Here is a 22,108-nt window from a genome sequence, read left to right as displayed (position 1 = left end):
ACTATTCTATGTGCCGCGGGCCGCCTCACGCGATTTCGCGCCCTGCGAAAGGCGCGCGGACACCGCACGCGCATAGTCGCGCAACGGCGCGGGTTCCACAATCTCAAAATCCTCATTCACACTCACGAGCATCCCGAGGATATAGGGAAGCGAATCGAACCCCGCGCGCACCGTGCAGGTGGCCCCATCCGTGCCCTCCTCAATGGTGGCAAAGTGCTGGGGGAAGCGTTCCACCACCCGGTTCGCGGGCGCCAAAAAACGTACGACGGCGATATGCCGGTAGGGCGATCCGGTGACACTTTCGGACACATACAGTGAGAGGTCCTTGGCCGGCGGCGTCCGGGGCGTGAACCGCTCCCGGTGGTGCGGGACGGACTCGAATCGGTCGGCGCGGAAAATGCGCCAATCCACCCGCACCTGATCCCAAGCGACCAGATACCAGCGCAGACCGGTATCGACCAGACCATAGGGTTCCACCAGTCGCCGGGCCGACTCGCCATCCGCCCGGGAGTACCGGAAACCCACCGCGCGGCGCTCGGAAATGGCGGTGGACAGGGAGGTCAGCACTTCCGGGTTGACCGGGGTCACCGGGCCGCGCGTGCGCTGCACTGCCGCACGCAGGGAGGCGAACTTAGGCCGCAGCCTCGACGGGAGGACCTGTTCCAGTTTGGTCAGCGCCCTGATCGCCGCTTCGCCAACGCCGGACACCGGGCTTGCGGTGACCGAGCTCAGCCCGAGCGCCACGGCCAGGGCTTCATCATCATCGAGCAAGAGCGGCGGCAATTGGGCACCGGAACCGAGCTGATAGCCCCCGGCCACACCGGGGGAGGCGTTGATCGGGTAGCCCAGCGATCGCAGCTTCTCAATATCGCGCCGCACCGTCCGCTCGGTCACACCCATCCGCTCGGCAAGCATTGGCCCGGTCCATTCGCGTTTGAGCTGCAGGAGCGAGAGCGCCTGGAGCAATCGCGCCGAAGTTTCTATCATGTGCACAGCCTAATCGCGATTGCGGACTGATGCTGTCCGGATTGACCTCGACTGGCCCCGCGGGCTGCGAGTAGCGTCAGCAGCATGACCGAGACGCAGCAAGAAACACCGAAGAAAAACTTCATCGCTTATCTGCCGCAACAGATGGCCGACTGGGAGATCGGGATGGCCGTCGCGGAACTGGCCAACGGGGACTTCACCACCCAGCCCGTCAACCTCACCTATGTCAGTGTGGACGGCAAACCGCTCGCCACCATCGGAGGCATGCGTGTCACGCCGGACAAAAGCGTGGACGAGGTCGACTGGGAGGGCGTGGACGGCCTCATTCTTTCCGGCGGCGAAGGCTGGTGGAAGGGCCTTGAGGGTGACGCCGTACTCGACCAGGTTCCCGGCCTCTTGAGCCGCGGCGCACCGGTCGGCGCGATTTGCGGTGCCGTGGACGCGCTGGCGGACAAGGGGATCTTGAATGGCCGCGAACACACAGGCAATCATCTCGACGGGCTAAAAACCAAGCCCGGTTATGACGGAGAAGCGACGTTCCAGGCGAACCCGGTGGCGGTGGACGGCACACTGGTGACCGCCAGCTCCAACGGCGCGATTCCGCTCGCCAAGTCCTTGCTCCTGCTCTCTGGCGCGCTCAGCGCGGACTTGGCCGAGGACTGGGCGGCCTATTGGGACGACTATGATCAATCCGCCATGATGCGGCTGTTTCAGAAGGCGGGCTACATGGACGCGGACGGCAATTGGCTTGAGCAGGAGTAATCCCGGCTTAAACGACAGTGGCGGCGGGGAGAAAACTCCCCGCCGCCACCATGTGTGACGTTTAGGCGTTGGACTTGCGGCCCGTGATCGCGCCGTAGACTCCAGCGACAACCAAACCACCAACAATGGCGAGAATCCAGGAACCGATGTTCCAGAATTCCATCTTTCCGCCTCCGAAGAGAAGGTCGCCAATCCAACCGCCGACGATTGCCCCCACAACGCCGAGAATAAGGCTAGTTACCCAACCGCCTTGAACTTTCCCGGGCATGATTGCCTTCACAATTGCGCCGACGATCAAGCCCAAAATGATCCAACCTAGAAAACCCATCGTGATCTCCTTACATAGATGTAGACAACTTCAGGACAACTAAATATTACCGCTCACATGGGTAAATGCTGGGAATGACTTTTTCGAGTCGGATTGGCGGGCATTGTGGGAGCCTCATGATGTACGACGGCGTTGCCACCAATTCTTTTTGCGCGCCTTGGGTTGCGCTAAAGGAGGCGATGGCTGGGAGGCGGGCACGCGCCGTCGTTCTTTCCATGCCTGCACTTCGGCGTCGATGTCTTTGGGGTCGGTCAACACCGGCGGCCCGCCCATCAACTGCAGTTTTGCCTCCTTAACCCGGGCGTTGAAGTCGTCGAGATGCTCGCGGACCTGCGTTTCGGAGCCGAGCGCGTCCAGAGTGGTTGGCAGGTTTTTGTCTTCAACGCGCAACTGGAGGGCCGCCGGACCGGTCCCGGTGATCTGTTCACGCTCCATCAATCCCTTGACCCACCAGTCTGGATCATTGCTGGTGACGTTTTTGGGGAGCGGTTTTCCGGAATAGGCCAAATTGTCGAAGGCGCCGCGCGCGATGGCCTGGTCGATGCTGGTGTTGGCCAATTTCGCAATGTCTGTGGTCGGGTTTATTCGACCTTGCGCGCCTTCCGGGATGTTCTCTCCACCTGCTTCGGCGCTCTGCTCCGCCTGGTAACGGCGTGCGGCGAGAAGAGGATCGCGATCGGGTGCGGAGTGCGGTGACATTGTTGCTCCTCGGTGCGGGTGTTGCGCGAATGTCCGTTAAATTCTACGGTGCGTAGAACTTTTACGAAAGGGCTAGCGAGCGATCGCGTAGCCCTGCATGCCGCGCGGATTCGCGGCGGCGAAGACTTCGCGTCGATCGCGGTCCATGCCCACGACGCACAATCGGCCCAAAGCCCAGTCGCCGGCGCGGTGAACGGTATGGCCACGGGATTCAAGGTCGCTGATGAGCTCGTCGCCGAGGCGGTCCTCGACGACGGCCCCGCGTGGTTCCCAGGTGCGCGGCCAGAATGAGCTCACTACGGCGGTGGAATGGAAGGTCGGTGCGTCAATGGCGGCCTGAGGCGACATGCCGAAAACCAAGGTTCTGATGAGAAAGACAATTTGCCACTGATCTTGCTGGTCTCCTCCCGGGCTGCCAAGAGCCATGACGGGGTGTCCGTCCTTGAGCACGATCGTTGGCGTCAAGGTGGTGCGCGGGCGCTTGCCCGGCTCGAGACTGGAATTGCCGCTGGGTTCCAGCCACGTCATTTGCAGACGGGTGCCGAGGGGGAAGCCGAGGTTCGGGATGCTCGGGTTGGACTGGAGCCAGCCGCCGGAGGGAGTGACGGCAATGATGTTGCCGTGCCGGTCGGTGACGTCGATGTGGCAGGTGTCGCCGCGGGTGCGGCCCGAGGGCTTGCTGGTGTTGTGTGTGGGCTTCTCAACCGTGGGCTCGCCGTGGCTCCCGTTCTCCGGCGCGGTGTATTCGGTGCGCAGCGGGGGAGTGAATGCGGGGCCGTGCTCCGTGAGTGTGCCGGGGAGTGTGCCGGGGCGGAACTCCTCCGATGCGCTCTCGGTGATGAGGGCCGCGCGTTGTGTGGCGTAGTCATCGCTGAGGAGGGTGTCGAGGGGCGTGGTGGCATTGTCGCCGTAGTAGGCGTCCCGATCGGCGAATGCGAGCTTCATGGCTTCCAAGATGGTGTGAACGCCGTGTGCCGTGGCGGGATCGATGTGCTCCGAGGGAAACTGTTCCAAAATTTTGAGGGTCTGCAGCATTACCGGTCCCTGGCCGAACGGGCCGGATTTGGCAATCGTATAGCCGTGAAAGTTCAGGGTCTGAGGCTCTTCATACCGCGCGCCGGTGTCCGCAAAGTCGTCCAGGGTGAGGACGCCGGCATGGGCCGCGCCGTCGGAGTGGAAGTGCGGGGTGGCCTGGAAGTCCACGATGGTTTGAGCGACAAAACCGCTGTTCCACTCGCGCCGAGCGGCCTCGATGCCCTGGACTCTGCCGTCTTCTCCGGCGGCCGCCGTCGCGTTCGTCGCGTTCGTCGCGTTGGCCGCGGTGTCCGCGAGTCGGCGCAGCACCGCCGCATACTCTGAATTCCGCACGAGCAAGTAGGGTTCCGGGGCGTGGCCGTTCACCAGCCATTGTTCGGCCGAACTCGGCCAGTGTTCGCGGAAGGTGTCTGCCATCGCATCAATTGTCTTGGCGGCCTGCGGGACAAGGGGGTGGCCGTTCTCGGCATACCCGATCGCATACTCCAATACCGAGGGGAGGTCCCAGGTTCCGTGGTCGCGCAACAACAGCAGCCATGCGTCGACGGCAGCCGGCACTGCGGCGGCAAGTGCACCGGAACCGGGAACCAGCTCGAGCCCCTCGCTGCGGTAGTGCTCCATCGTGGCGCCCTGTGGCGCCGGTCCCTGTCCGGCAAGGACACGCGGGCGACCAGGGGCCTCGGCGGTGCTGAAGATGCCCACGAGGTCTCCGCCCGGGCCATTTAAGTGCGGCTCCACCACGTGCAGAACAAATCCACCGGCCACTGCCGCGTCAAAGGCGTTGCCGCCGCGCTCCAACACGGCCTGCGCGCTCGCCGTTGCTAAGTAATGCGTGGATGACACGGCTCCGAAGGTGCCGCGGAGGGTGGGGCGAGTGGTGAACTCTGGTTCATGCTGGGCGACCATCTTGGTTTTCCTCACATCGTTAGCAGGTTGCGATCTTTTCCATCTTGACACCGCGATCATCTGGGGAGTCCACTTAACTTGAGGCGGCTTGTTACTGGTAGGTATTCACGAAGTTGTGTTTCTTGATCAGGACGGCCGCTTTTAGTGCGACACATCCGCGTCTCAAGCACGTTGAGACTCATCGAGTGGGGAGCGTCTATGACTTCCCTCCAGTTTTCCCCCACCCCTCACACCAAGAAATGGGACACCTCATGAAGAAGCTCACTAAGGGCACCATTGCTGCCGGAGTCGGCGTTGCTCTTCTCCTCGGCGGCGGCACCACGCTGGCCTACTGGAACGATTCGGTCAATATGGCGGGCTCCACGATCCAGGCCGGTAATCTGCAACTCACTCAAACCTCGACACCGACCTGGCAAATCAAGCACACCTCCGGCGAACTTGTGGCCGTGCCGGACATTACCGCCGTGCGCATCGTTCCCGGCGATCAGCTGGTGTACGCCGGAAATTACAACATCACCGCACAGGGCCAGAACTTGGCCTTCAAGGCAGACATCACCAGCGGTAGCATCGCGCCAAGCGATCCTGCCGACGAAAATGATGTGAAACTCTCGCAGCGCTTGGCGCAAAGCGCGGCGTTCTCGATCGATGGGCAGCCGGGAGCGACCAGCACCATCAAACACGAGAGCAACACCTCCGCAACCTATCCGGTCCAAATTTCGGTCACACTTGATTGGCCTTTCGGCACCGCAGGGGACGCCGATCCCATGGACAACGTCGCCAAGTTGGGTTCCGTGTCATTGTCTGATTTTGCCGTGGGCGTGACTCAAGTCGACGACACCACCACACCGTAACGCGAGGTCTTTCCTAGATCGCGTTTGAGGAAGCGGATTAGATGAGTAGCTTGGCGCCGGAGTCCCGGCGCTCTCGTCGCATTGCCGAACGCAGGGGGCGCCACGTGCGCCGCCTGCGTTCCTTGGCGACCGCTACCGCCTTGCTTGCGGCTTCCACTCTCATCGGAATTGCGGCGGCCGGCGGCACCTATGCATTGCTCAACGATAAGGCGACCATGAATGGCGGCACGATTAACTCGGGCAACCTTCAACTGCTCATCAACAATGCGCAGGCCGCCAATCTCGGCAATTTCACCATCACTCCCGCTCGTGCGCAGGCGAAGTCGTTTGTTATCACGAACACTGGGGACGTCAACGTGAACCTCAGCGCGGCTGCGACGAACACCTCGGCGCAGGCTCTGGTGGCAAACACCCGCATCCGGGTCACTCCGGTGGCATCCGCCGCGGCGTGTCAGCCCGGACTATTGGGGCAACAAGGTCCATTGGCCACCTATACCAACGCCAACCTCGGCTCGTTGAACAAGGGGACAACCGGTTTCTTTTGCCTTGAACTTTCTCTTGCCCCCGGAACACCCGTCGAGCAAAGCGGACAGCAATTCTCCTTTAACCTGACGGTCAATGGCGCGCAGAAGGCAGGCTGATATGAGTCCTGCCCCCACGCCGGCAAGCGTGTTCCGTCGCCACCGCGCGGCATTTGTTGCCGGTATCCTCGCCTTTTGCCTCATCTTCGGCGGCGGATTCGCATGGGCCTATTGGACCTCGAGCGTTCAGGGCACAGGTAATGTCACGACCACTGCGGTGACGGTCCAGGTGGCGGCAAACGCGGACCTGAATGACCTCTTCATCAACACGCATACGAGTTTGACGCAAACGGGCTCATTCACCGTCACAAACCCGTCATCTAACGGCGCCCCCGGCGATGTCTCTGCGACCCTCAGCGGTACGGGAAGCGCGTCCGGGTTCCCGGTGCAAATATGGCAAGTGGCGAATGCGGCCGCGTGCACCGCATCCACGACCGTCCCCTCGGGCGCAACGACGGGCACGTGGGGTTCGGCGACGGCACCCACCGTGACCGGGGTTGCCGCGGGAGCGACGGTCACGTATTGCGTGCGAACAGTCGTGGATCCCTACAACGGACGCAACACCATTGCAACGGCGTCGGGAAACTCTTCGGTGACTGGGACTATCACAGGGACCCTTGCTACGTCCGGCTGGTCGCCAAAGACGGCCACCGCGAGCGCGACTCTGAGCACACAAGCAATCTTCCAGCTGGCCACGAACTGGCAGGATCCGACCAAATCGCGCTGGTACATTCTCCGATCGCTGGCAAATAGCGGAATCTGTCTCGACGTGTCCGGCACCGGAACCGCTGCCGGATCGAATGCGATCTCGTGGAGTTGCTCCGGCAACCGAAACCAGACCTGGCAGCTCACACCCATTGATGCCTCGGGAAACCTTGTCACCATTCAGCCGTTGCACGTCCCCAGCATGAATCTGGGTGTGTACACCAACGGGATGCAGTCGCTAGTGACACCCAACGCCAACGACCAATCTCAACGCTGGTATGTGCAAGCGCGGCCCAGTTCTGCGTACCAATTCGTCAACGCAGCGACCGGCAAGTGTCTGGTACTCAAGAGTTCGCAAGACGGAACGGCCGTCGCGCCCGTGGACTGCAACTCGGCCACCGTGGGCGTCGCCGTGACGTTGAGCAGATTGCCCATTTCCTTCTCCAGCCCCACCGCAGGCTCCATCACGATCAGCGGGGCCGCCTCCGGAATGATTCCCTCCAACTTCAAACTCGAGTCTCAGCCCTCCGGCGGCGGGGCGTGGGCGCAACGTGGTGTCATTTCGAGTTCGAATCCGTTCTCCTTCACCTTCAGCACTTCGCTCATGGCAAATGGAACCTACAATCTCAGAATCACCGATGGTGCGGGCAACCTCATCCACACCATGACATTTACCAAGTCCTCGACGGGCAATACCGCAGGTGTAGGTTTCGGGTAATGCGATGACGAGTAGCCAAAATGTCGCCGCGCGCTTTGGTGGGGTGATCGCCGTCGTGCTTCTTGCCTTGGCGATTGCGCTGGCGGGTGCGATGCCCGCTCAAGCCAACGCGGATGACGTCGATAACTACCTTCAGGTCTCCCATGATGGCGAGAATTTTTCGGCGGCCGGGGACATTCCACTTTTTGAAAAGTTCGGGTACGTGGTGCCTGGGGACAACGGGACCGATTCGATCTGGGTGAAGAACGCCAGTCCTGAGCGTGCGCGGCTGTCGCTAGCGCTTGTCGCGATGGGGGTGCAAGGGTCGAGACTTGCCGAGGCGTCGACGCTGACCTTTTCCATGCCGGAGCGGGAAGATCGCTCGATGACCTTTGCGCAGGCGATGGCCGGTGGCCCCAAGACGACGCTGGCCGATGATTGGGTGTTAGAGGCTGGCGAGGTGGTGCGCATTGACGTGAACCTGCGGGTCAACCGCAATCTTGGCAACGCGCTGGGCGATGCAGGCGATGCGGGGCAAGGCGAGTCGTTTTCGTTTCGCTTGACTGCGGATCTTGCGCAGGTGGGGCCGGCAACCCCCAGTGAAAGCCCGGCACCGGAGCCGAGCGGCTCCCCGTCACCGACGCCCACCGATCCGGGCGGGGATTTGCCCATTACCGGCACCCAGGTTTCTTTATTTATTCTTTTCGGTGTCCTGCTCACCATGGGGGGAATAAGCCTTATTCTGAAATCACGACGCCGAAAGGAAACTCGTGGCTGAGGAGCACCCCCCAAATCTCACCCGCCGACAAATGCGGGAAATGCGTGAGTCCGAAGAACGGTCCGCGCCATCCGACCAAAATCGTGACGCACCCAGCGAGGCTGCCGCAAACTCCAATCCGGACCGGGCTCAGAGCCCTGAGAAGACCGGCCATCCGGTGCTGCGCGCCGTGGCGGCGGGGCTCATTTCCGGCCTCTTGCTCCTGGTGATCGCGGTGGGCGCGATGGCGATTATTGTTCCTGCCGCGACCGGCTCGCGGGCACTGACCGTCATGACTTCTTCGATGGAGCCCGCGCTTCCGGCGGGCACATTGATTGTCGTGAAGCCCCAGGACCCTAAAACTCTTGCGGCTGGGGATGTGATTACGTATCAGCTCAAATCCGGTGAGCCGACCCTCGTGACGCACCGCGTGCAGCAAAAGCTCACCCTGGCCGACGGTAGCGCGGCGTTGATCACCAAGGGCGACAATAACCCCAAACCCGATCCGAATCCGGTTCAAGAAGTCCAAGTTCAAGGCAAACTCTGGTACTCGATCCCATTTGTGGGGTGGGTGTCCAATGCGTTTACCGGCGATGCCCGCGCCTGGATAATTCCGGTAGTGGTCGGCGCATTGTTTATCTACGCGGCCTGGATGATATTTTCCGGGTTACGCGAGAAACGCCAAAAGGCGGCCAAAGAATCGGCGGAAAAGGCCTAAAGCTAGTAATTGGTGCCCTTGACAGGGCTGCAGCCGAACGAACTGCTTCGGTTCGAGTGGCTGGAAGCCGTGTGGGATTAGGCGAGGCTGGTCGGCTCCGACAACCGAGTGGCGTAGCGAGAGCAGGGCTTTAAGGCCTTCAAGGAGCCGAGCAGACCGCCTAGTACCGGAGGAAGTGGACGCGGTGAGAACGGCGAATGCGAATAGTGAGAGTGTCTGCTCAATCGCCGAGCGCTTCGGTAAGCATCGCAGAGCTGTTTGGCGGCACACGAGATCTGCTCTTCTGCATGGCAAGCACATGCTGGTGCGACGCATGCATCCGAGTAACCGCGACTAAGGACTCGTCGGCTCGGCGAATCCAACGATGACAGCGCGGATCTCATCAGTGATCTCGTTGCCTTCGGGCAGTACCTTGTGGAGGGCGTCGATGTCGATTTCAACGAGTTCGTGTCGCGCGTTGAAAGAAACTAACCCGATGTACTCATCAATGATCAGCTTCGCGGCCGAGCGTGAGAAACCCGAGTTTTGCAAAGACACCGAGCGCCGATCGGTCGTGCCGTACTCGATGAGTTCCGCCCAGTTTGGGGCTGCTGCATCGCCCAGGACGTGGCGACTCAAGTCAAAGAAATTTTGAAGGTAGCGGAAGATCTTGTGCCGGAGACCGTTCTCGATATCGGTCATCACCTGCTCAATGATGATGTTTATGTGGCGAGGCGAACGGACGAAGTCCTCTCTCGTTACTCTCCCATTCAGCTTGAACCAAATGTAGCCACGGTTCTGATGGAAATGGATTGAATAGTTAATGATGCGACTCAGCGGCTCAGCTTTGATCCAGTGGTTTGCAACCATCGCCCAGTAGTTCAGCTGCGAGGTGCCGTATCCCGCCCGGATCAAGCCGGGCGGGATGAGTGGATTTCTTCCGCCTGATTCTTCTTTCTCCCAGTTATACAGGTCGTAAAGGAGCCTCAGCATGGGCTGGATCTCAATCTGCTCACTGTCAGGAAAGAACTGCGAGCGTTCACAGTAAGTCTCGATGTATTCCAGTGCACGCTGTTGATATTTCAGCTTGATCGACGGTGACGTCCGGACCACTGCCGCGGGAACGCGAGTTGAAGCTACGACTGCTGCCAGCAGTTCTTCGCCGCTCCGGTTCTTCTCGAGGAACTTCGTGACTAAGGGTGACCCGTTATTTTCGAGATGGTGCAGGAAAATCAACGAACCGAAGGTGGCGAAGTTCGAGCGCGCCCCGACCGTGAACCCACTTGTGATTTCTTCCCCAGCGAGCACTCGCCCGATGTTGTTGAATTCGCTAGTGCGGCGTTTGTTCTTATCCACGAGAAAGCTGACCGCTTCCGATGCCATTGTTGTGGTCATAAGTGTCTTGTCAGTCCAGCTAGACTCGTTGATGGGAACGCAAATCACGTTGCCGGAGAACTCGCGCGTGAGCCTGCCCGCGCGACCCACCAGGTTCTCGAAGTCGACCTGTTCAAAAGGTGCACTTCCATGTTTCTCGGTGAGAACGAAAATATTCTTCGCAGGGAGGTTCACCCCTTCCAGCAATGTTGACGTGCAGAAGATGAAGTCCAGCGGGCCTGAGCCATCGAGGAAAATCGCTTCGATGCGCGCTCGCACCTCGTAAGGCATACGTCCGTGGTGAAAAGCGACGCCGTGCCGCAGGCAAGTGATCAAGTAGTAATCTACGTGCACGGAAGTCGATGCGAACTCGATCAGTGATTCGAGCGTCGGCGTGAGTGTGACAAGCGGACGGCTCAACGCAAAAGCGCGCGCGAGTTCGACTGTGGCACCCGTGCTGTTGCAGTACACCAGGTTGGCGGCCCGGGCGCCGAGCGTCGCCAGAAGGCCGTTCACGGTTCCAGGAAGTTGATGCTCGAGCTCGTGCTCCTCGAGCGGACCGCCAGATAAGCTCGCTTTGAAATAAGATGCCCGTTGAGTATGCGGGTTGACGTAGTACCGGTTCTGAGACACAGTCCGGTCTTGTACCGACAGACTCTGCTCCCCCAGATGTCCAAAGATCTCGAGGAAGATGCCTGGATTGGGGATGTTCGGAGAGGCGAATACCAGTTGCGTTGCGTACCGGCGAGTCGTTTCGTAAATCGCGTGGTAATACAGCGAGCTACGCTCGTCCTTCACTGCGGCAATTTTCTGCGCCTCGTCGACGAAGAGGTAGCGCACTGGCAGTCTGCCACTTGAAAGGTAGCGGATCAAGCGCTCAGGGGTCAGCACGAGTACCGATCGGTCGAATTGACGCTGAAGTAGCGGGCTCGTCTGTGGGAACGCCCCGACGTGGACGCGGGAGTCGGTAATTTCTCTTCGGAAATCGTCAACGAGCTGAGTGATAAGTGCTCGGGTCGGCACAAGCACGACAATCGCGCTGCCAGCAAGCTCATCTTTCGCGAGCAAGCTCTTGATGTAATCCTTCAGTATGAACGACTTACCGATCGAGGTTGGTCCCGAGAAACTAAAGAAGCCGGGTGTTGCCAGTGCACGGCGGATCTCGTATTGCGCATCGGTGAACACGAGGTTGCCGTCCGACGTGCGTTGCGTATGGAGTTTCGCTTGGCGCTCAACCTCGCGCTCGATGGGTAGTACCGGCAGCCCGCCGCAAAGTTCCCGGAGGTGATCGAGCCCCGGAAAGTTCCCGAGCTTGGAGAGGATCGCCGTTCCGTAAGCACGCAGTTCAAAGTCTATTGTGTGAAGCTGCGAAACCTGTGCGACAATTCGATAGGCCATGTTCCGATCTTCGGCAGCGTCGCTGAAAGAAAGCAGATCTGCGAATCGCAATAGATCGTTGACCTCTGCTTGGGACAATCCCTCAGGGGGCGGTTGCCGCACGAATGCCTGCGCGACCTCTCGTTCTAACAGATCCAGCAGTTCAAGAAAATAGTCACTCGCCCACACGTCGGCCACGAGCTCCTGCGCGAGGGCCACTAGATGTACCTCACAATCAATTTGCGAACCGAGTCGATGTTCGTCGCTCCGTTCTTGATGAACGGGACCGCCCAGACATAGAAGTGGTAACCTTCGAGGCCGGCATTAATGAGTTGGTCCTTGATGTAATCGAAGCGCGCTTCGACCATCTGCTTCACTTCGGCGTGAACGCGTTCGGAAAACTGTTTAGCAGTCATCTCGATGAGCGGCCAGTCGCTCGTATCGATCTCAAACCCGAGAAGGAGGCCAAACGCAGATTCCCTGGTGTGACCATTTCGAGTCGGTACCAAAATCGATTTCAAGAAATCGAGCTCGGCCCCTGAAAACGCTTCCTTCATGAGGTTAGAGTCGACGAGGTTTACCTCGTTCGAGAAACCGGTTTTTCGGAGCGTTGCCACGGACTTGATTGCGTCTGCGATAGCTTTCCGAAAGCTGGACCCGCGCTCCGTAGAGTCCGCGATCATCTTCGATTCGCCGTAGATCAGGTGGAATTCGCCTGGTTGGACTTGTAGGAGATGGAGACCGTCTGCGCCTTTCACATAGTCGTTTTTGTCAGTCTTGAGTTCCATCTTCGACAACAGTTTGGGCGCACGGAGATGGGACTCCAGGAAGCAGTAGAGCAGGAGTTCGCCTCCCTCGCCGTCGTTGATGTCGGCGGTGCGGAAACTCTCTTGAACTGCCTTCGTGAGTTCGTGTACGTTGCCCTGCGCGAGACCAGCGAATTTCCCTCGTGAGAGGACGTACGCGTACGAAGCATTCCCAAGCTGTTTATAGAGGTTGTCATAGTCAAACTCGCCGCCGTCGATCTTGAGAATGAAGAGCGAGAGATCGACTTTCGGTGCAACTTTGTGCCGGTCGAGCAACGGCGGGTGAAAGAGCGCGAGGAACTGCTCGGTATTCTTTAGGGAAACCTGCAGGTGACTCTCGTCGTGGGTCATCCGTATCGCCCCTTCGCCTAAATCGATCTCTAGGGAACATTATCCATGCTCGAATTGGCGCAAGACCCGCGACACGCATGGGTCTAGTCGCGGACTTCCGAGAGGAACGTGTGAGATTCGCGAGAATTCAAGGGCCGAAAATTCGCGGATCTTCGAGGAACCGACCTGAGGGCTCAAACTCGATCATGTCCTTCATCTCTTGACCGGTTTTCCAACCGTGATTGGCCCTAACAGGCGGGCCCTAGGAGCAAGCACCCGCCTTCACACGTCGTTCAGAAGACGTCCACGAATATGTTACTCATCCTGAGTCGGGGTCGTTCTCAGAGCTCGTCCTGAGGAGCATCGCCACTTGCAGCTCGAGGTTTTGGGCTCCGACGGATCGGTCTGAGAGGATCTGCAAGACAGTTCCGGTGGGATCTCTCGGATCGCCTCGGCGAGCACTCCTGAAGCCAAGTGTCCACTGCCCAATGGCCCGGATGAGTTCTCTCCGAGCATGGGCAGCCTCGCCAGAGCCGCACGAAGGTCTGGCGTGAATTGGTCGATCTGCCAGCAAGCCTCGTCGTGCGGTGCGGTCTTCTGATCAACTGCCGCGAGGGAAGCGGTCTTCGCTGCGTACGTGGCCGCACCCAACACATGGGCGACCATGTGGGCGACCGCCGATGCCAGACCCACAGCTCGGGCAGCCGCCGCCACCAACGGAGACTTCACCGACTGAGCGGCGTGTCCGAGAACCAACCACCGCTTGATCTCGCCATCGGCATCGAGTTTGTTGCGCCCGCAGGCGCGGGCGCGTGCGATGCGATCCCTAATTTGATTGTCCTCGGGCGCTTTGGCCTCGAACAGCGGCGGCACTCGTTCAGCGCAACCCGTTGCTCACAACGCGACGAGTCTACGATTGGGTCGGGCAGTTGCACGCGGAGTATGACAAGAACGAGCTGCATAGGCCGCTGGCCCGATGGAGGGTGCCGAGGTGTGTCGGGAGTTGAAGGCGGAGTAAGCGAAGCGGCAGACAGAAGAGACTTTGTTCACCAGCGCGCGCAACTCGAACAGCGATAGTGACGGAAGCTTTCTACCACCTTAAGAGCAATCGGTGCAGCTCGCGAATAAGCTGTCGCAATGGTTTCCGGCTGGGTCTCCTAACGGACGTTCGTCAAGATCGGGTACCTCGCAAAGGTCGATGCGGTCATCGCCATGCCAGACGAACTCCGCGAGAGCGCGAGCCGAACTGGACCGTAACGAGTCAGGCGGACCCGTCGCCCCAGCACTCGTCCCTATCCGCAACGGAGCAGAAGGCATGCCCGGTGCTAGCGGCTCCGAGCCGCATCGACCCGCGCAGGGGCCCGGGCGAAGGCGGAGCAGCGGGCGTAGCGGACGAAGATCCGCAAACCCATCCCCGTCTGCTGTCCCGGCTGGGCGTTCCCGACATGCGCGTTCGTCTTCACTTCGGGGTGAACTCACGGAATGGCTGCAACGCTTGGACCTCCACCAGCTCGCCATCCAACTCACCGATGAAAAAATCAACGGGTTCCACGCCGCGCTCGACGACAGCGTTACCGTCGCCAGACAGGTCGGCGCCGCGCGCGAGGAAGTGCCAACTGATCAGCGCGGACGAGTCGCTGACCGACGGGCACATCTGCGGGCGCTCTGACCATGCGTATTGCGATTGCGAGGATTGCGGCGCATGGGTGCGACCTCTCCTCGAAGTCCTTCTCCCACGTCACCAATGCAGTTTGCGACATCACGGCTACACGACGCCTGCGGGCAGAACCTGACATGAAGAGACTCGTCGCGCTCGTCCTGCACCTCGCCGATCAACTCCATCACTAAGAGCAGCACGACCACACCAACCTGAGTGCGGACGAGGAAGGACACGACAATTACGGCCCTAATGTCGACAATGCTAGCTAGCTGCGACGAAAGCCGCTGCTTTCACTACGGTGCCGTATCAGCGATTGTCGACCAGGGAGCATGCCTCCACGGGCGGACGGGACGATGGAATCTCTATCCCTACCCAGCGTCGAGCAAACGCGCGCAAAGCCGAAGAATTCGGCGCGCGGATCGTGGCGGAGTTCGTCGACACCGGGGAATCGGCCCGATCCGCCGACCGCCCCGACCTGAAACGGATGCTCGACTACATCGCCTCCCATCAGGTGACGTATTGCGTCGTCCACAAAGTCGATCGGCTCGCACACAACGGCCTCGACGCCGGAGTCCCCCTCGTGTCTGCTACCGAAAACATCGCCGAGATCCATCCGGCATGCTGCTTCAGGGGATCATGTTATCGATTGCAGAGTTCTATTCAAAGAATCTCGCTACCGAGGTGGTTAAGGGGCTGACGCAAAAGGCCACGTCCCGAGGCACTCCTAAACGTGCACCCATTGGCTACCTCAACGTCCGCAGACGTGACGAGCGCGGGCGGGAGTACCGCACCGTGGAGATCGATCCAGAGCGTGGGCCGATGATCCGTTGGATGTTCGAGCAATACGCCAACGGCGACCACACCGTCATCGAGCTGCTTGATGAGGTCTCTCCTCGGGGGTTGCGGACTTTGCCGAACCCGAGTCGACCGCCGAAGCCTGTCGCCTGACCCGGGTACTTCGCCATGCTCCGCAACCCCTACTTCGTCAACGTCGTCCGCTACAAAAGGCGTCGAGTATTCTGGCACGCATGAACCGTTGCTCTACCTCGACACCTTGGAGCGAGTGCAACGTCGCCAGTGCTCGAGGAAGCTTACATCGAAACGGCGTCGCATCCACGATCAGTACCTCAAAGTGTCGTTGTTCTGCCGTTCTTGCGGATCACGAATGCAGCTCGATTTCCCAACCAACGGCCAGGGTATCCGATACGTATACTGCGTCTGCGCAGGGCGCGTCACCAAACGCAAGAACTGCATCCGCAGAGCAGTGCCCGTAGTGGTCGCGTTCGACGAGCGGCTCGCAGCGCACTTCGCCGACGCCATCGACATAACCAGCCTCAAACGACACAGGATCGCATCGGCGCAGGACTTTACGACATCGACCGTTGTCTCACCCGAGAGCGTGAGGGTAGCGAAGGCAACCGGCGTCACCTCACCGCCGCAACGCAAATTATAATCGACTTCGCGACCATGAATGCGCGAACCGACGTCCAGGGCAAGCGCCTCGCAAACCAGGCACTCACGAAAGGCATCGAAATCAGCGAGGACGACCGAGCCACCATCCGCGTCGCCGAACCCTTCACCGCGATCGCGGACACACTAGCTTAGAACGAGGTCTCTCGTTCTAGTAAGACCTCTGTGGTGCCCTTGACAGGATTCGAACCTACGACCTTCTGCTCCGGAGGCAGACGCTCTATCCACTGAGCTACAAGGGCCAACCATTGTTCGGCCGAGCACTTCGTATAGGCTCGTGAACAACGGATAAAAGCTTAGCAGTCCGCGTGGTCAGACACGAACCGCCGGCAGAAAACAGGAGGTCCCCGATGACGAGAACCCGACCTGCGGCATTAGTGCTCATCCCGCTAGCAGCTCTACTGGTCCTGGCACCGGTGCTCCTATTGCTTTTCCTCCAAGCAACCCTTGGGCCGGGCCTCCCCGAATCGCTTCCCACGCACTGGGGTCCAAGCGGTGAGGCCGACGGCTTCAGCGACCGTGACGGCGTAGTCACGGGCACCTTGGTTGTCGCCAGCATTGCCACTCTCGCGGGGCTCGTGGGTGTCGCGCTCGCGCCGAAAAGGCATCTGATTGGCGCGTGGATGGCGGGCATCGGCGCCTCCGTGGCCGCGGTCAGCGCGAGTACCTTCCTCATGTCCGCCCTGGCCGCACAGAGCAATGGCGATACCGGTTGGGGGTTCCTTGCATTTTCGGTGGCCCTCTATTACGGCGCGCTACCGCTCCTCGCGCTTTGGTTGCCGCTCCGGCCCCGAGTCAGCGCCCAAGACCGCGCCGCCGAAGCGTCACCGCTCTGGCGCGAAGACCTCACATTCACCGGAATTCTCAAGGTCGTGCTCCTCATCGTGACTATTCCCGCGGTCCTCATGCTCTCGCTCGCGCTCGCCTTCCAGAACTGGGTTTTGCTGAGCGCCCTTCCCATCCTGATAGGCGTGATCGTGTTGATGCTGTCCTTCGCGAAGCTGGAGGCGGTCGTCACCCCGGCGAGCTTTGGGCTTCGGCGCCAGGGCTCCGGCCGGTACCTCAAGCGCATCCCGTTGCGCAGCATTAGCGCCGTGACCGCCGAGCGGCTTGACCCGATGCAGTGGGGCGGCTGGGGTTACCGGGTCCTTCCGGGGCGTTCGGCTTTCATTTCCGGGTCCGGCCCCGGCCTGGTGGTGACTTACGACGGCGATAAACGCTTTGCGGTTAACCTCGCCGATCCGTGGGGAGCCGAGAGCGCCCTGCGCTCAGAGCTTGCCAAACAGGACAACACCCCCGCCTAAGGAGGGGTGGCTAGTAGCCGAAGAACTCGTCGCGGTGCACTCGCTTTGCACCGGCCCGCCGGGCGGTGGGCGCCATCGTGTTCACAAAGTCCGGTGAACCGGACACGTAAGTGCGCCGCGCGGCAAGGTCTGGCACCGTTACGCGCAACGAGTCGACGTCGAACCACGGGACAGCATCGGCATCGCCTCGCGGTTCCTCGTAAACTTCATACACCCAGTCCTGCGGGAACCAGGATGGCATCGTCTCGCGTGGCGGACCGTACACCCGCACCTGCTCGCGCACCGGGCGCGGCGATGCGGCGTCCGCTTCGGCGACTTCGCGCAACCATTCAATGTCGGCGGCATAGTTGGCGAACATGATGAGCAACACGTCATGTCCGCGCCCCTCTCGCGCGAGCCACAACAGGTGGGAAAGGAACGGCGTGATTCCGACGCCCCGAGCCAGAAGCAAAACCTTGGGCGACCCCTGGCGAGGCAATTGGAAGTCTCCCCAGACACCCACCGCACGCAAGAGCGTCCCCTCGCTCAGGGCGTTCATCGAATTTTTGAAGGAACTCGACTGGGCGCCCACGCGCATGCCGAATCGCACCGTTTCTTCGCCGGGTGCCGACGCGATCGAAAACACCCGCCGAGGTCCGCGGGAGTCTGCGCGGTGTGCCACGTGTAGCTCGGCAAATTGTCCCGCCTTGAAGGGCAGGGGGCGTAACGGTTCAAAAATGAAGGACTTGCCCTCATGACCGCGGTCCTCACTGCCCACATAGCGCAACTTCACCGCGCCGCGCGCGTTCATGGCAAAGGCCACCAGATTCCCAACCACAATGCCGAGTTCGGGGGTATTGGTGATCACCGGGTTCGCCGGAAACGGCACAAACGCGACGAGCGCCATCAGCCCTGCCACGCTCATTTGTTGCCATTTGAGCGGGGGCAGGGTCAAGGGCTCGCTCACCATGAACCCGGCCGCAAAAACAATGGGGTATGCCAGCAGGCCCGTACTCAGCGCATCAAGGAAGCCGTTCCCCCCGGAGACCAACCGAACAACCACAATGACTAGTGCCACGCCCACATAGACAGAAAACAGCGCCCACCGGTTCGTCCGATAAATCACGAGCGCCGCCGCAATCAACACCAGAGGGAAGAGCGCGCCGGTGGCGACCCACCAGGTCGCCACATTCGGGAACATGAACGGCAACAGCGGGGAAACCAAGCCCACCACCACGGCGCCGAACGCGGCAGGATTGAAAATATGCCGTCCACGCCAGGTCACCAGGAACTTGGAAAGAGCCGCCAGAACCGCCGCGAACACTAGGGACAGCAAGGCGCTGGGTTCGGCACTCGGCCAAAAGATCAAAAACAACAGCAGCGCGGTCACCAACGAGGAGTCCACGTGCGCACCAACCCCAACGGCCCAGCCCAGCACCCAGCTGACACCGCACACCACAATGACGAGCACCGGCAGGGTGACGAGCGCGTCCACCACGGTAAAAGGCATCGTCCCGCCAAGGCTCAGGAGCGTCCCGGCGAGAGCAATCACCGCCAGCACAATCACCACCAGCCGATACATCGACACCCGGCCCAACTGGTGGTCTAACCAGTTTTTGGATTGCGTCACGATCTTCACACCAGTGCCCTCACCATTTCCCTCGATCCCTCGCTCTTCCCATCGCTGAGAACACGCAAGCCTTTGGCGCCGCATTCGGCTTCCACCGCGTCCGCCGGGGCAAAAAATAGGGCGGACGCTGCGGCATCTGCCACCAGGCAGGTCGGCGCGACGGCCCACGAAGCCACGACCGTATGCACCGGAGCTCCGGTGCGCGCATCAATAATATGATGCAGTCCGTCTCCCCAGGCGCGGCGGTTGCTTGCCGAGGCCGCAAGGGCAAGATCGCGAAGCTCCACCACGCCAATCACGCGCGCCGGATCGTAGGGGTGTTCCATACCAACCCGGAGCGCAAAGTCACCGCGCACCCTGAGGTCTCCGCTCGCGTCGACGACACATTCCTCGACGCCGTGCTCACCCAACACCGATGTGACCAAGTCCACAAGCTGTCCCTTGCCGGCGGCCCCGACATCCAGCATCACACCCCGGGGAACCTGCACGTCGCGTCCGCTCCACCACCCGGAATCCCAGGCGGGCGCGGGCATAGGCGCGCCCGCGGGTGAAAGGCGGTAGGCGCCGTCGTACCCCAAGCGCGCAAGGCTTGCGCCCACCCACGGTGAGATGGCCCCGGAACTCACCCGATCGAGCCACGTATAGGTTCGCTCGAGGTCACGAGCCGAATCCGGAAGATGCGCCGCCCCGCCGCGAGCGGCAAGCCCGGAAACCACCGAATCCGCGCGGAAACGCGAATAGGTGAGGTCGTAGTTCGCAATCGCCTCCGCCACCGCGCCCCGCACAGCAGCGGTCAACGGCGCGAACGTGGAAATCGCCCACGGCACTCCAATCGCCTCAAACTCCCACAACTCGGCGGGGAGACGGCGTTCAGACACCCTTAGCCCGCAGCTTCCGCCTTGATTTGCTCCAGCGCGTCCATGAAGCCGCCGCTGGTCAGCGAGGATCCGGCAACCTTGTCCACCGACACCTCGTCGATGCTCTTGCCGACGACCAGGTCATTCACGCCGCCAATGAACTGCCCCTGAAAATTACGGGTGTTCGGGTTGCTCGGGTAGCTGGTCAAATCCAGGCTTTCGATGACGCCGTCCGCGAGGGTCAAGCTCACACCGATTTTCTCGGTGCCGTTGGGGGACTGGTAGGTGCCGTCGGCCGAGTAGGAGCCGTCCTTGTATTCGCCGCTGGCCGCGGTGGAATCGGGGCTGGCCGCGCCGCTCCCGGTCGCCTCGCTGGGCGCGCTGGATGGGGCAGCGGTTTGCGGTCCGGGGCTCGTCAGCGTGCTCGGCTGCGAGGCGCAACCGGTGAGCACTGCGATCGAGAGCGCGGAGAGGGAACCGGCGATCGTGACGGATTTGGGCAGTTTTTGCATGGCAAACCTCGATTTCATGAAGGGCGTTTTCTCGTTCACTAGGGTATGACGAACCGGCCGCCCACGCGGTTCACCACCCGCCCATGATGCACGGCGTCACTGAACATGAGTTGAGCGCCCGCCGTCGGTATGCTTGACGGGTGACTCCTGAAGAACTCTCCGCAACGCTGACCCAAACCCTCCGGGACGCCGCCGCAACCGGCGCCCTGACGATCCCCGATGAGGTGCTGGCGCGCGAGGTTCGTATCGAGCGGCCCAAAAACCGCGAGCACGGGGACTGGGCCACCAACGTCGCGATGCAATTGGCAAAGCCCGCCGGGATGGCCCCGCGCGCGGTCGCCGAAATTCTGGCTCCCCTTTTCGAAAAGAACGACGGCGTTGCCTCCGTGGAGATCGCCGGTCCGGGTTTTTTGAACATCACCTTGGACGCTGCCGCGGCCGGGACGCTTGCGAAAACGATTGTGGACGCCGGGGCAGCGTTCGGCGCAAGCGAGGGAATGTCCGGGCAGAACGTCAACCTCGAATTTGTGTCTGCGAACCCGACCGGTCCGATCCACTTGGGCGGCACCCGGTGGGCGGCCGTCGGCGACTCGCTAGCCCGGATCTTCCAATCGCAAGGGGCGAATGTCACGCGCGAGTACTACTTCAATGATCATGGCGCGCAGATCGACCGATTCGCGCGGTCGCTGGTGGCCGCATATCGCGGCGAGAGCGCACCCGAGGACGGGTACGGCGGAGCGTACATTGCCGAAATCAAGGACGCGGTCCTGTCCGAGCACCCGGAGGTTTCAGAGCTCGAGGGCGAGGCTTTGCAGGAGGCGTTCCGCGAGCACGGCGTCAATCTTATGTTTGATGAGATTAAGGAGTCGCTACACAATTTCCGGGTCGATTTCGATGTCTATTTCCATGAAGATTCGGTGCATCGCGACGGCTCGGTGGAGACCCTTTTGGAGGGCTTGAAGACCTCCGGAGCGCTCTTTTACGAGGACGGTGCCTGGTGGTTGAAGTCCACCGATTACGGGGATGACAAGGACCGCGTGGTCATTAAATCCGATGGCAACGCCGCCTACATTGCCGGAGACATCGCGTACTTCAAGAACAAGATGGACCGCGGATTCAGCACGGCGATCTACTTGCTCGGGGCGGACCACCACGGGTACGTCGCGCGGCTCAAAGCCGCGGCGGCGGCGCTCGGCTATGACCCGGCCAGCGCCGAGGTCATCATTGGGCAGATGGTGAACCTGGTGCGGGAGGGCAAGCCGGTGCGGATGTCCAAGCGCAACGGGACCATTGTGACGTTGGAAGATCTTGTCGACGCGATCGGCGTGGACGCGTCCCGCTACGCTCTGGCCCGCTATTCGGCGGACTCCAATATCGATATCGACCTGGATTTGCTCTCCAAAGCGAGCAACGAGAATCCGGTGTTCTACGTCCAGTACGCGCACGCCCGCACTAAGGCTGTGGATCGGAACGCGGAGGCCGCCGGTGTGGACCGCTCCGAATTCGACGCCAGTCTGCTGGATCACCCCACCGAGAACGCACTCCTGGCCGCACTGGGCGCCTACCCGAGCGTGCTGGCCCAGGCCGCCGGATTCCGCGAGCCGCACCGGGTCGCCCGCCACTTGGAAACGATCGCGTCGGCGTACCACAAGTGGTATGACGCGCGCCGCGTGACCCCGTTGGCAGGGGATGAGGTCACCACCGACAACCGGACCCGTTTGTGGCTCAACGACGCCACCGGGCAGGTCCTGGCAAACGGACTCGAGCTCTTGGGCGTCAGCGCGCCGGAGAGAATGTAACCCGC

At 61.1% G+C, this 22,108-nt stretch carries 21 protein-coding genes, 1 tRNA gene and 1 pseudogene; 11 read left to right on the top strand and 12 right to left on the bottom strand.

The window, feature by feature from the left end:
* Positions 1-6 precede the first annotated feature (6 nt).
* Positions 7-987 carry a helix-turn-helix transcriptional regulator gene (locus tag O148_RS0113380; RefSeq protein ID WP_026531325.1) on the bottom strand — a complete coding sequence of 327 codons (981 nt, stop codon included), beginning with the start codon at positions 985-987 and terminating at the stop codon, positions 7-9.
* Positions 988-1,071: 84 nt separating this feature from the next.
* Here O148_RS0113380 and O148_RS17255 point away from each other — a divergent pair, with 84 nt between their 5' ends.
* Positions 1,072-1,749, top strand: a complete 678-nt coding sequence (locus tag O148_RS17255; RefSeq protein ID WP_051620223.1) for a DJ-1/PfpI family protein — start codon at positions 1,072-1,074, stop codon at positions 1,747-1,749.
* 61 nt (positions 1,750-1,810) lie between these two features.
* Here O148_RS17255 and O148_RS0113370 read toward each other — a convergent pair whose 3' ends face one another.
* The 3 genes from O148_RS0113370 to O148_RS0113360 all read right to left on the bottom strand — a co-directional run bounded on the left by O148_RS0113370 (position 1,811) and on the right by O148_RS0113360 (position 4,717).
* Complete coding sequence (locus O148_RS0113370; RefSeq protein ID WP_026531324.1) at positions 1,811-2,077, bottom strand: GlsB/YeaQ/YmgE family stress response membrane protein; 267 nt, start codon at positions 2,075-2,077, stop codon at positions 1,811-1,813.
* Between the two features lie 114 nt (positions 2,078-2,191).
* Positions 2,192-2,776, bottom strand: a complete 585-nt coding sequence (locus O148_RS0113365; protein ID WP_026531323.1) for a DnaJ family domain-containing protein — start codon at positions 2,774-2,776, stop codon at positions 2,192-2,194.
* 72 nt (positions 2,777-2,848) lie between these two features.
* Entirely contained in the window at positions 2,849-4,717 is a 1,869-nt protein-coding gene (locus tag O148_RS0113360) for a gamma-glutamyltransferase family protein (protein ID WP_026531322.1), read from the bottom strand.
* A gap of 251 nt (positions 4,718-4,968) precedes the next feature.
* On the opposite strand from O148_RS0113360, the gene O148_RS0113355 reads away from it, so the two are divergent.
* From O148_RS0113355 to O148_RS16685, 5 genes are read left to right on the top strand one after another with little or no spacing between them, the layout of a single operon-like run.
* Entirely contained in the window at positions 4,969-5,568 is a 600-nt protein-coding gene (locus tag O148_RS0113355; protein ID WP_026531321.1) for an alternate-type signal peptide domain-containing protein, read from the top strand.
* Positions 5,569-5,609: 41 nt separating this feature from the next.
* Positions 5,610-6,209 (top strand): TasA family protein, encoded by a 600-nt coding sequence (locus O148_RS0113350; RefSeq protein WP_026531320.1) that lies wholly within the window; start codon positions 5,610-5,612, stop codon positions 6,207-6,209.
* 1 nt (position 6,210) lies between these two features.
* Positions 6,211-7,572 (top strand): RICIN domain-containing protein, encoded by a 1,362-nt coding sequence (locus O148_RS0113345; protein WP_035746219.1) that lies wholly within the window; start codon positions 6,211-6,213, stop codon positions 7,570-7,572.
* Between the two features lie 4 nt (positions 7,573-7,576).
* Positions 7,577-8,329: an LPXTG cell wall anchor domain-containing protein gene (locus O148_RS0113340; RefSeq protein ID WP_026531318.1), complete on the top strand. Its 753-nt coding sequence runs from the start codon at positions 7,577-7,579 to the stop codon at positions 8,327-8,329.
* Positions 8,322-9,026, top strand: coding sequence for a signal peptidase I (locus O148_RS16685; RefSeq protein WP_084157317.1), 705 nt, complete (start codon positions 8,322-8,324; stop codon positions 9,024-9,026). The genes O148_RS0113340 and O148_RS16685 overlap by 8 nt, the downstream gene beginning before the upstream one ends.
* Before the next feature lie 333 nt (positions 9,027-9,359).
* Here O148_RS16685 and O148_RS0113330 read toward each other — a convergent pair whose 3' ends face one another.
* The 4 genes and pseudogenes from O148_RS0113330 to O148_RS0113315 form a co-directional block, all read right to left on the bottom strand.
* Positions 9,360-11,975 carry a DEAD/DEAH box helicase gene (locus O148_RS0113330; RefSeq protein ID WP_026531317.1) on the bottom strand — a complete coding sequence of 872 codons (2,616 nt, stop codon included), beginning with the start codon at positions 11,973-11,975 and terminating at the stop codon, positions 9,360-9,362.
* Positions 11,975-12,913, bottom strand: a complete 939-nt coding sequence (locus tag O148_RS16680) for a HamA C-terminal domain-containing protein (protein ID WP_051620222.1) — start codon at positions 12,911-12,913, stop codon at positions 11,975-11,977. The genes O148_RS0113330 and O148_RS16680 overlap by 1 nt, the downstream gene beginning before the upstream one ends.
* Positions 12,914-13,207: 294 nt before the next feature.
* A pseudogene (locus O148_RS18135) lies at positions 13,208-13,771 on the bottom strand (putative immunity protein); the annotation flags it as partial.
* 580 nt (positions 13,772-14,351) lie between these two features.
* A complete protein-coding gene (locus tag O148_RS0113315; RefSeq protein WP_026531316.1) occupies positions 14,352-14,546 on the bottom strand; it encodes a hypothetical protein in 195 nt (64 codons plus the stop codon).
* A 304-nt stretch (positions 14,547-14,850) separates the two neighbouring features.
* Here O148_RS0113315 and O148_RS18280 point away from each other — a divergent pair, with 304 nt between their 5' ends.
* The 3 genes from O148_RS18280 to O148_RS17840 all read left to right on the top strand — a co-directional run bounded on the left by O148_RS18280 (position 14,851) and on the right by O148_RS17840 (position 16,157).
* Positions 14,851-15,249: a recombinase family protein gene (locus O148_RS18280; RefSeq protein WP_075204375.1), complete on the top strand. Its 399-nt coding sequence runs from the start codon at positions 14,851-14,853 to the stop codon at positions 15,247-15,249.
* A complete protein-coding gene (locus O148_RS17245) occupies positions 15,189-15,500 on the top strand; it encodes a serine integrase family protein (protein WP_157374645.1) in 312 nt (103 codons plus the stop codon). Before O148_RS18280 ends, O148_RS17245 begins: the two co-directional genes overlap by 61 nt.
* Before the next feature lie 519 nt (positions 15,501-16,019).
* Positions 16,020-16,157: a hypothetical protein gene (locus O148_RS17840; RefSeq protein WP_157374644.1), complete on the top strand. Its 138-nt coding sequence runs from the start codon at positions 16,020-16,022 to the stop codon at positions 16,155-16,157.
* Positions 16,158-16,188: 31 nt separating this feature from the next.
* On the opposite strand, the gene O148_RS0113290 is transcribed toward O148_RS17840, so the two are convergent.
* A tRNA-Arg gene (locus tag O148_RS0113290) sits at positions 16,189-16,264 on the bottom strand.
* Positions 16,265-16,372: 108 nt separating this feature from the next.
* Between O148_RS0113290 and O148_RS0113285 the strand changes: the two genes are divergently transcribed.
* The gene (locus tag O148_RS0113285; protein WP_157374643.1) at positions 16,373-17,326 is read left to right on the top strand and encodes a DUF1648 domain-containing protein; all 954 of its coding nucleotides are present in this window, start codon (positions 16,373-16,375) and stop codon (positions 17,324-17,326) included.
* Between the two features lie 10 nt (positions 17,327-17,336).
* Here O148_RS0113285 and O148_RS0113280 read toward each other — a convergent pair whose 3' ends face one another.
* From O148_RS0113280 to O148_RS0113270, 3 genes are read right to left on the bottom strand one after another with little or no spacing between them, the layout of a single operon-like run.
* On the bottom strand, positions 17,337-18,944 hold the full coding sequence (locus tag O148_RS0113280; RefSeq protein WP_051620221.1) for a ferredoxin--NADP reductase: 1,608 nt from the start codon (positions 18,942-18,944) through the stop codon (positions 17,337-17,339).
* Positions 18,941-19,813 (bottom strand): FAD:protein FMN transferase, encoded by an 873-nt coding sequence (locus O148_RS0113275; RefSeq protein WP_169737541.1) that lies wholly within the window; start codon positions 19,811-19,813, stop codon positions 18,941-18,943. Before O148_RS0113275 ends, O148_RS0113280 begins: the two co-directional genes overlap by 4 nt.
* Positions 19,814-19,815: 2 nt before the next feature.
* On the bottom strand, positions 19,816-20,322 hold the full coding sequence (locus tag O148_RS0113270; protein ID WP_240470873.1) for an FMN-binding protein: 507 nt from the start codon (positions 20,320-20,322) through the stop codon (positions 19,816-19,818).
* A 122-nt stretch (positions 20,323-20,444) separates the two neighbouring features.
* Here O148_RS0113270 and argS point away from each other — a divergent pair, with 122 nt between their 5' ends.
* Positions 20,445-22,103, top strand: coding sequence for an arginine--tRNA ligase (argS, locus tag O148_RS0113265; RefSeq protein ID WP_026531308.1), 1,659 nt, complete (start codon positions 20,445-20,447; stop codon positions 22,101-22,103).
* The last annotated feature ends 5 nt before the right edge of the window (positions 22,104-22,108 follow it).

The organism is Haematomicrobium sanguinis DSM 21259 (genome assembly GCF_000688395.1).
In the GTDB taxonomy this organism is placed as follows: domain Bacteria; phylum Actinomycetota; class Actinomycetes; order Actinomycetales; family Micrococcaceae; genus Haematomicrobium; species Haematomicrobium sanguinis.
The sequence above is the reverse complement of the archived record's forward strand: the minus strand, read 5'-3'. Positions and strand labels throughout refer to the sequence as shown.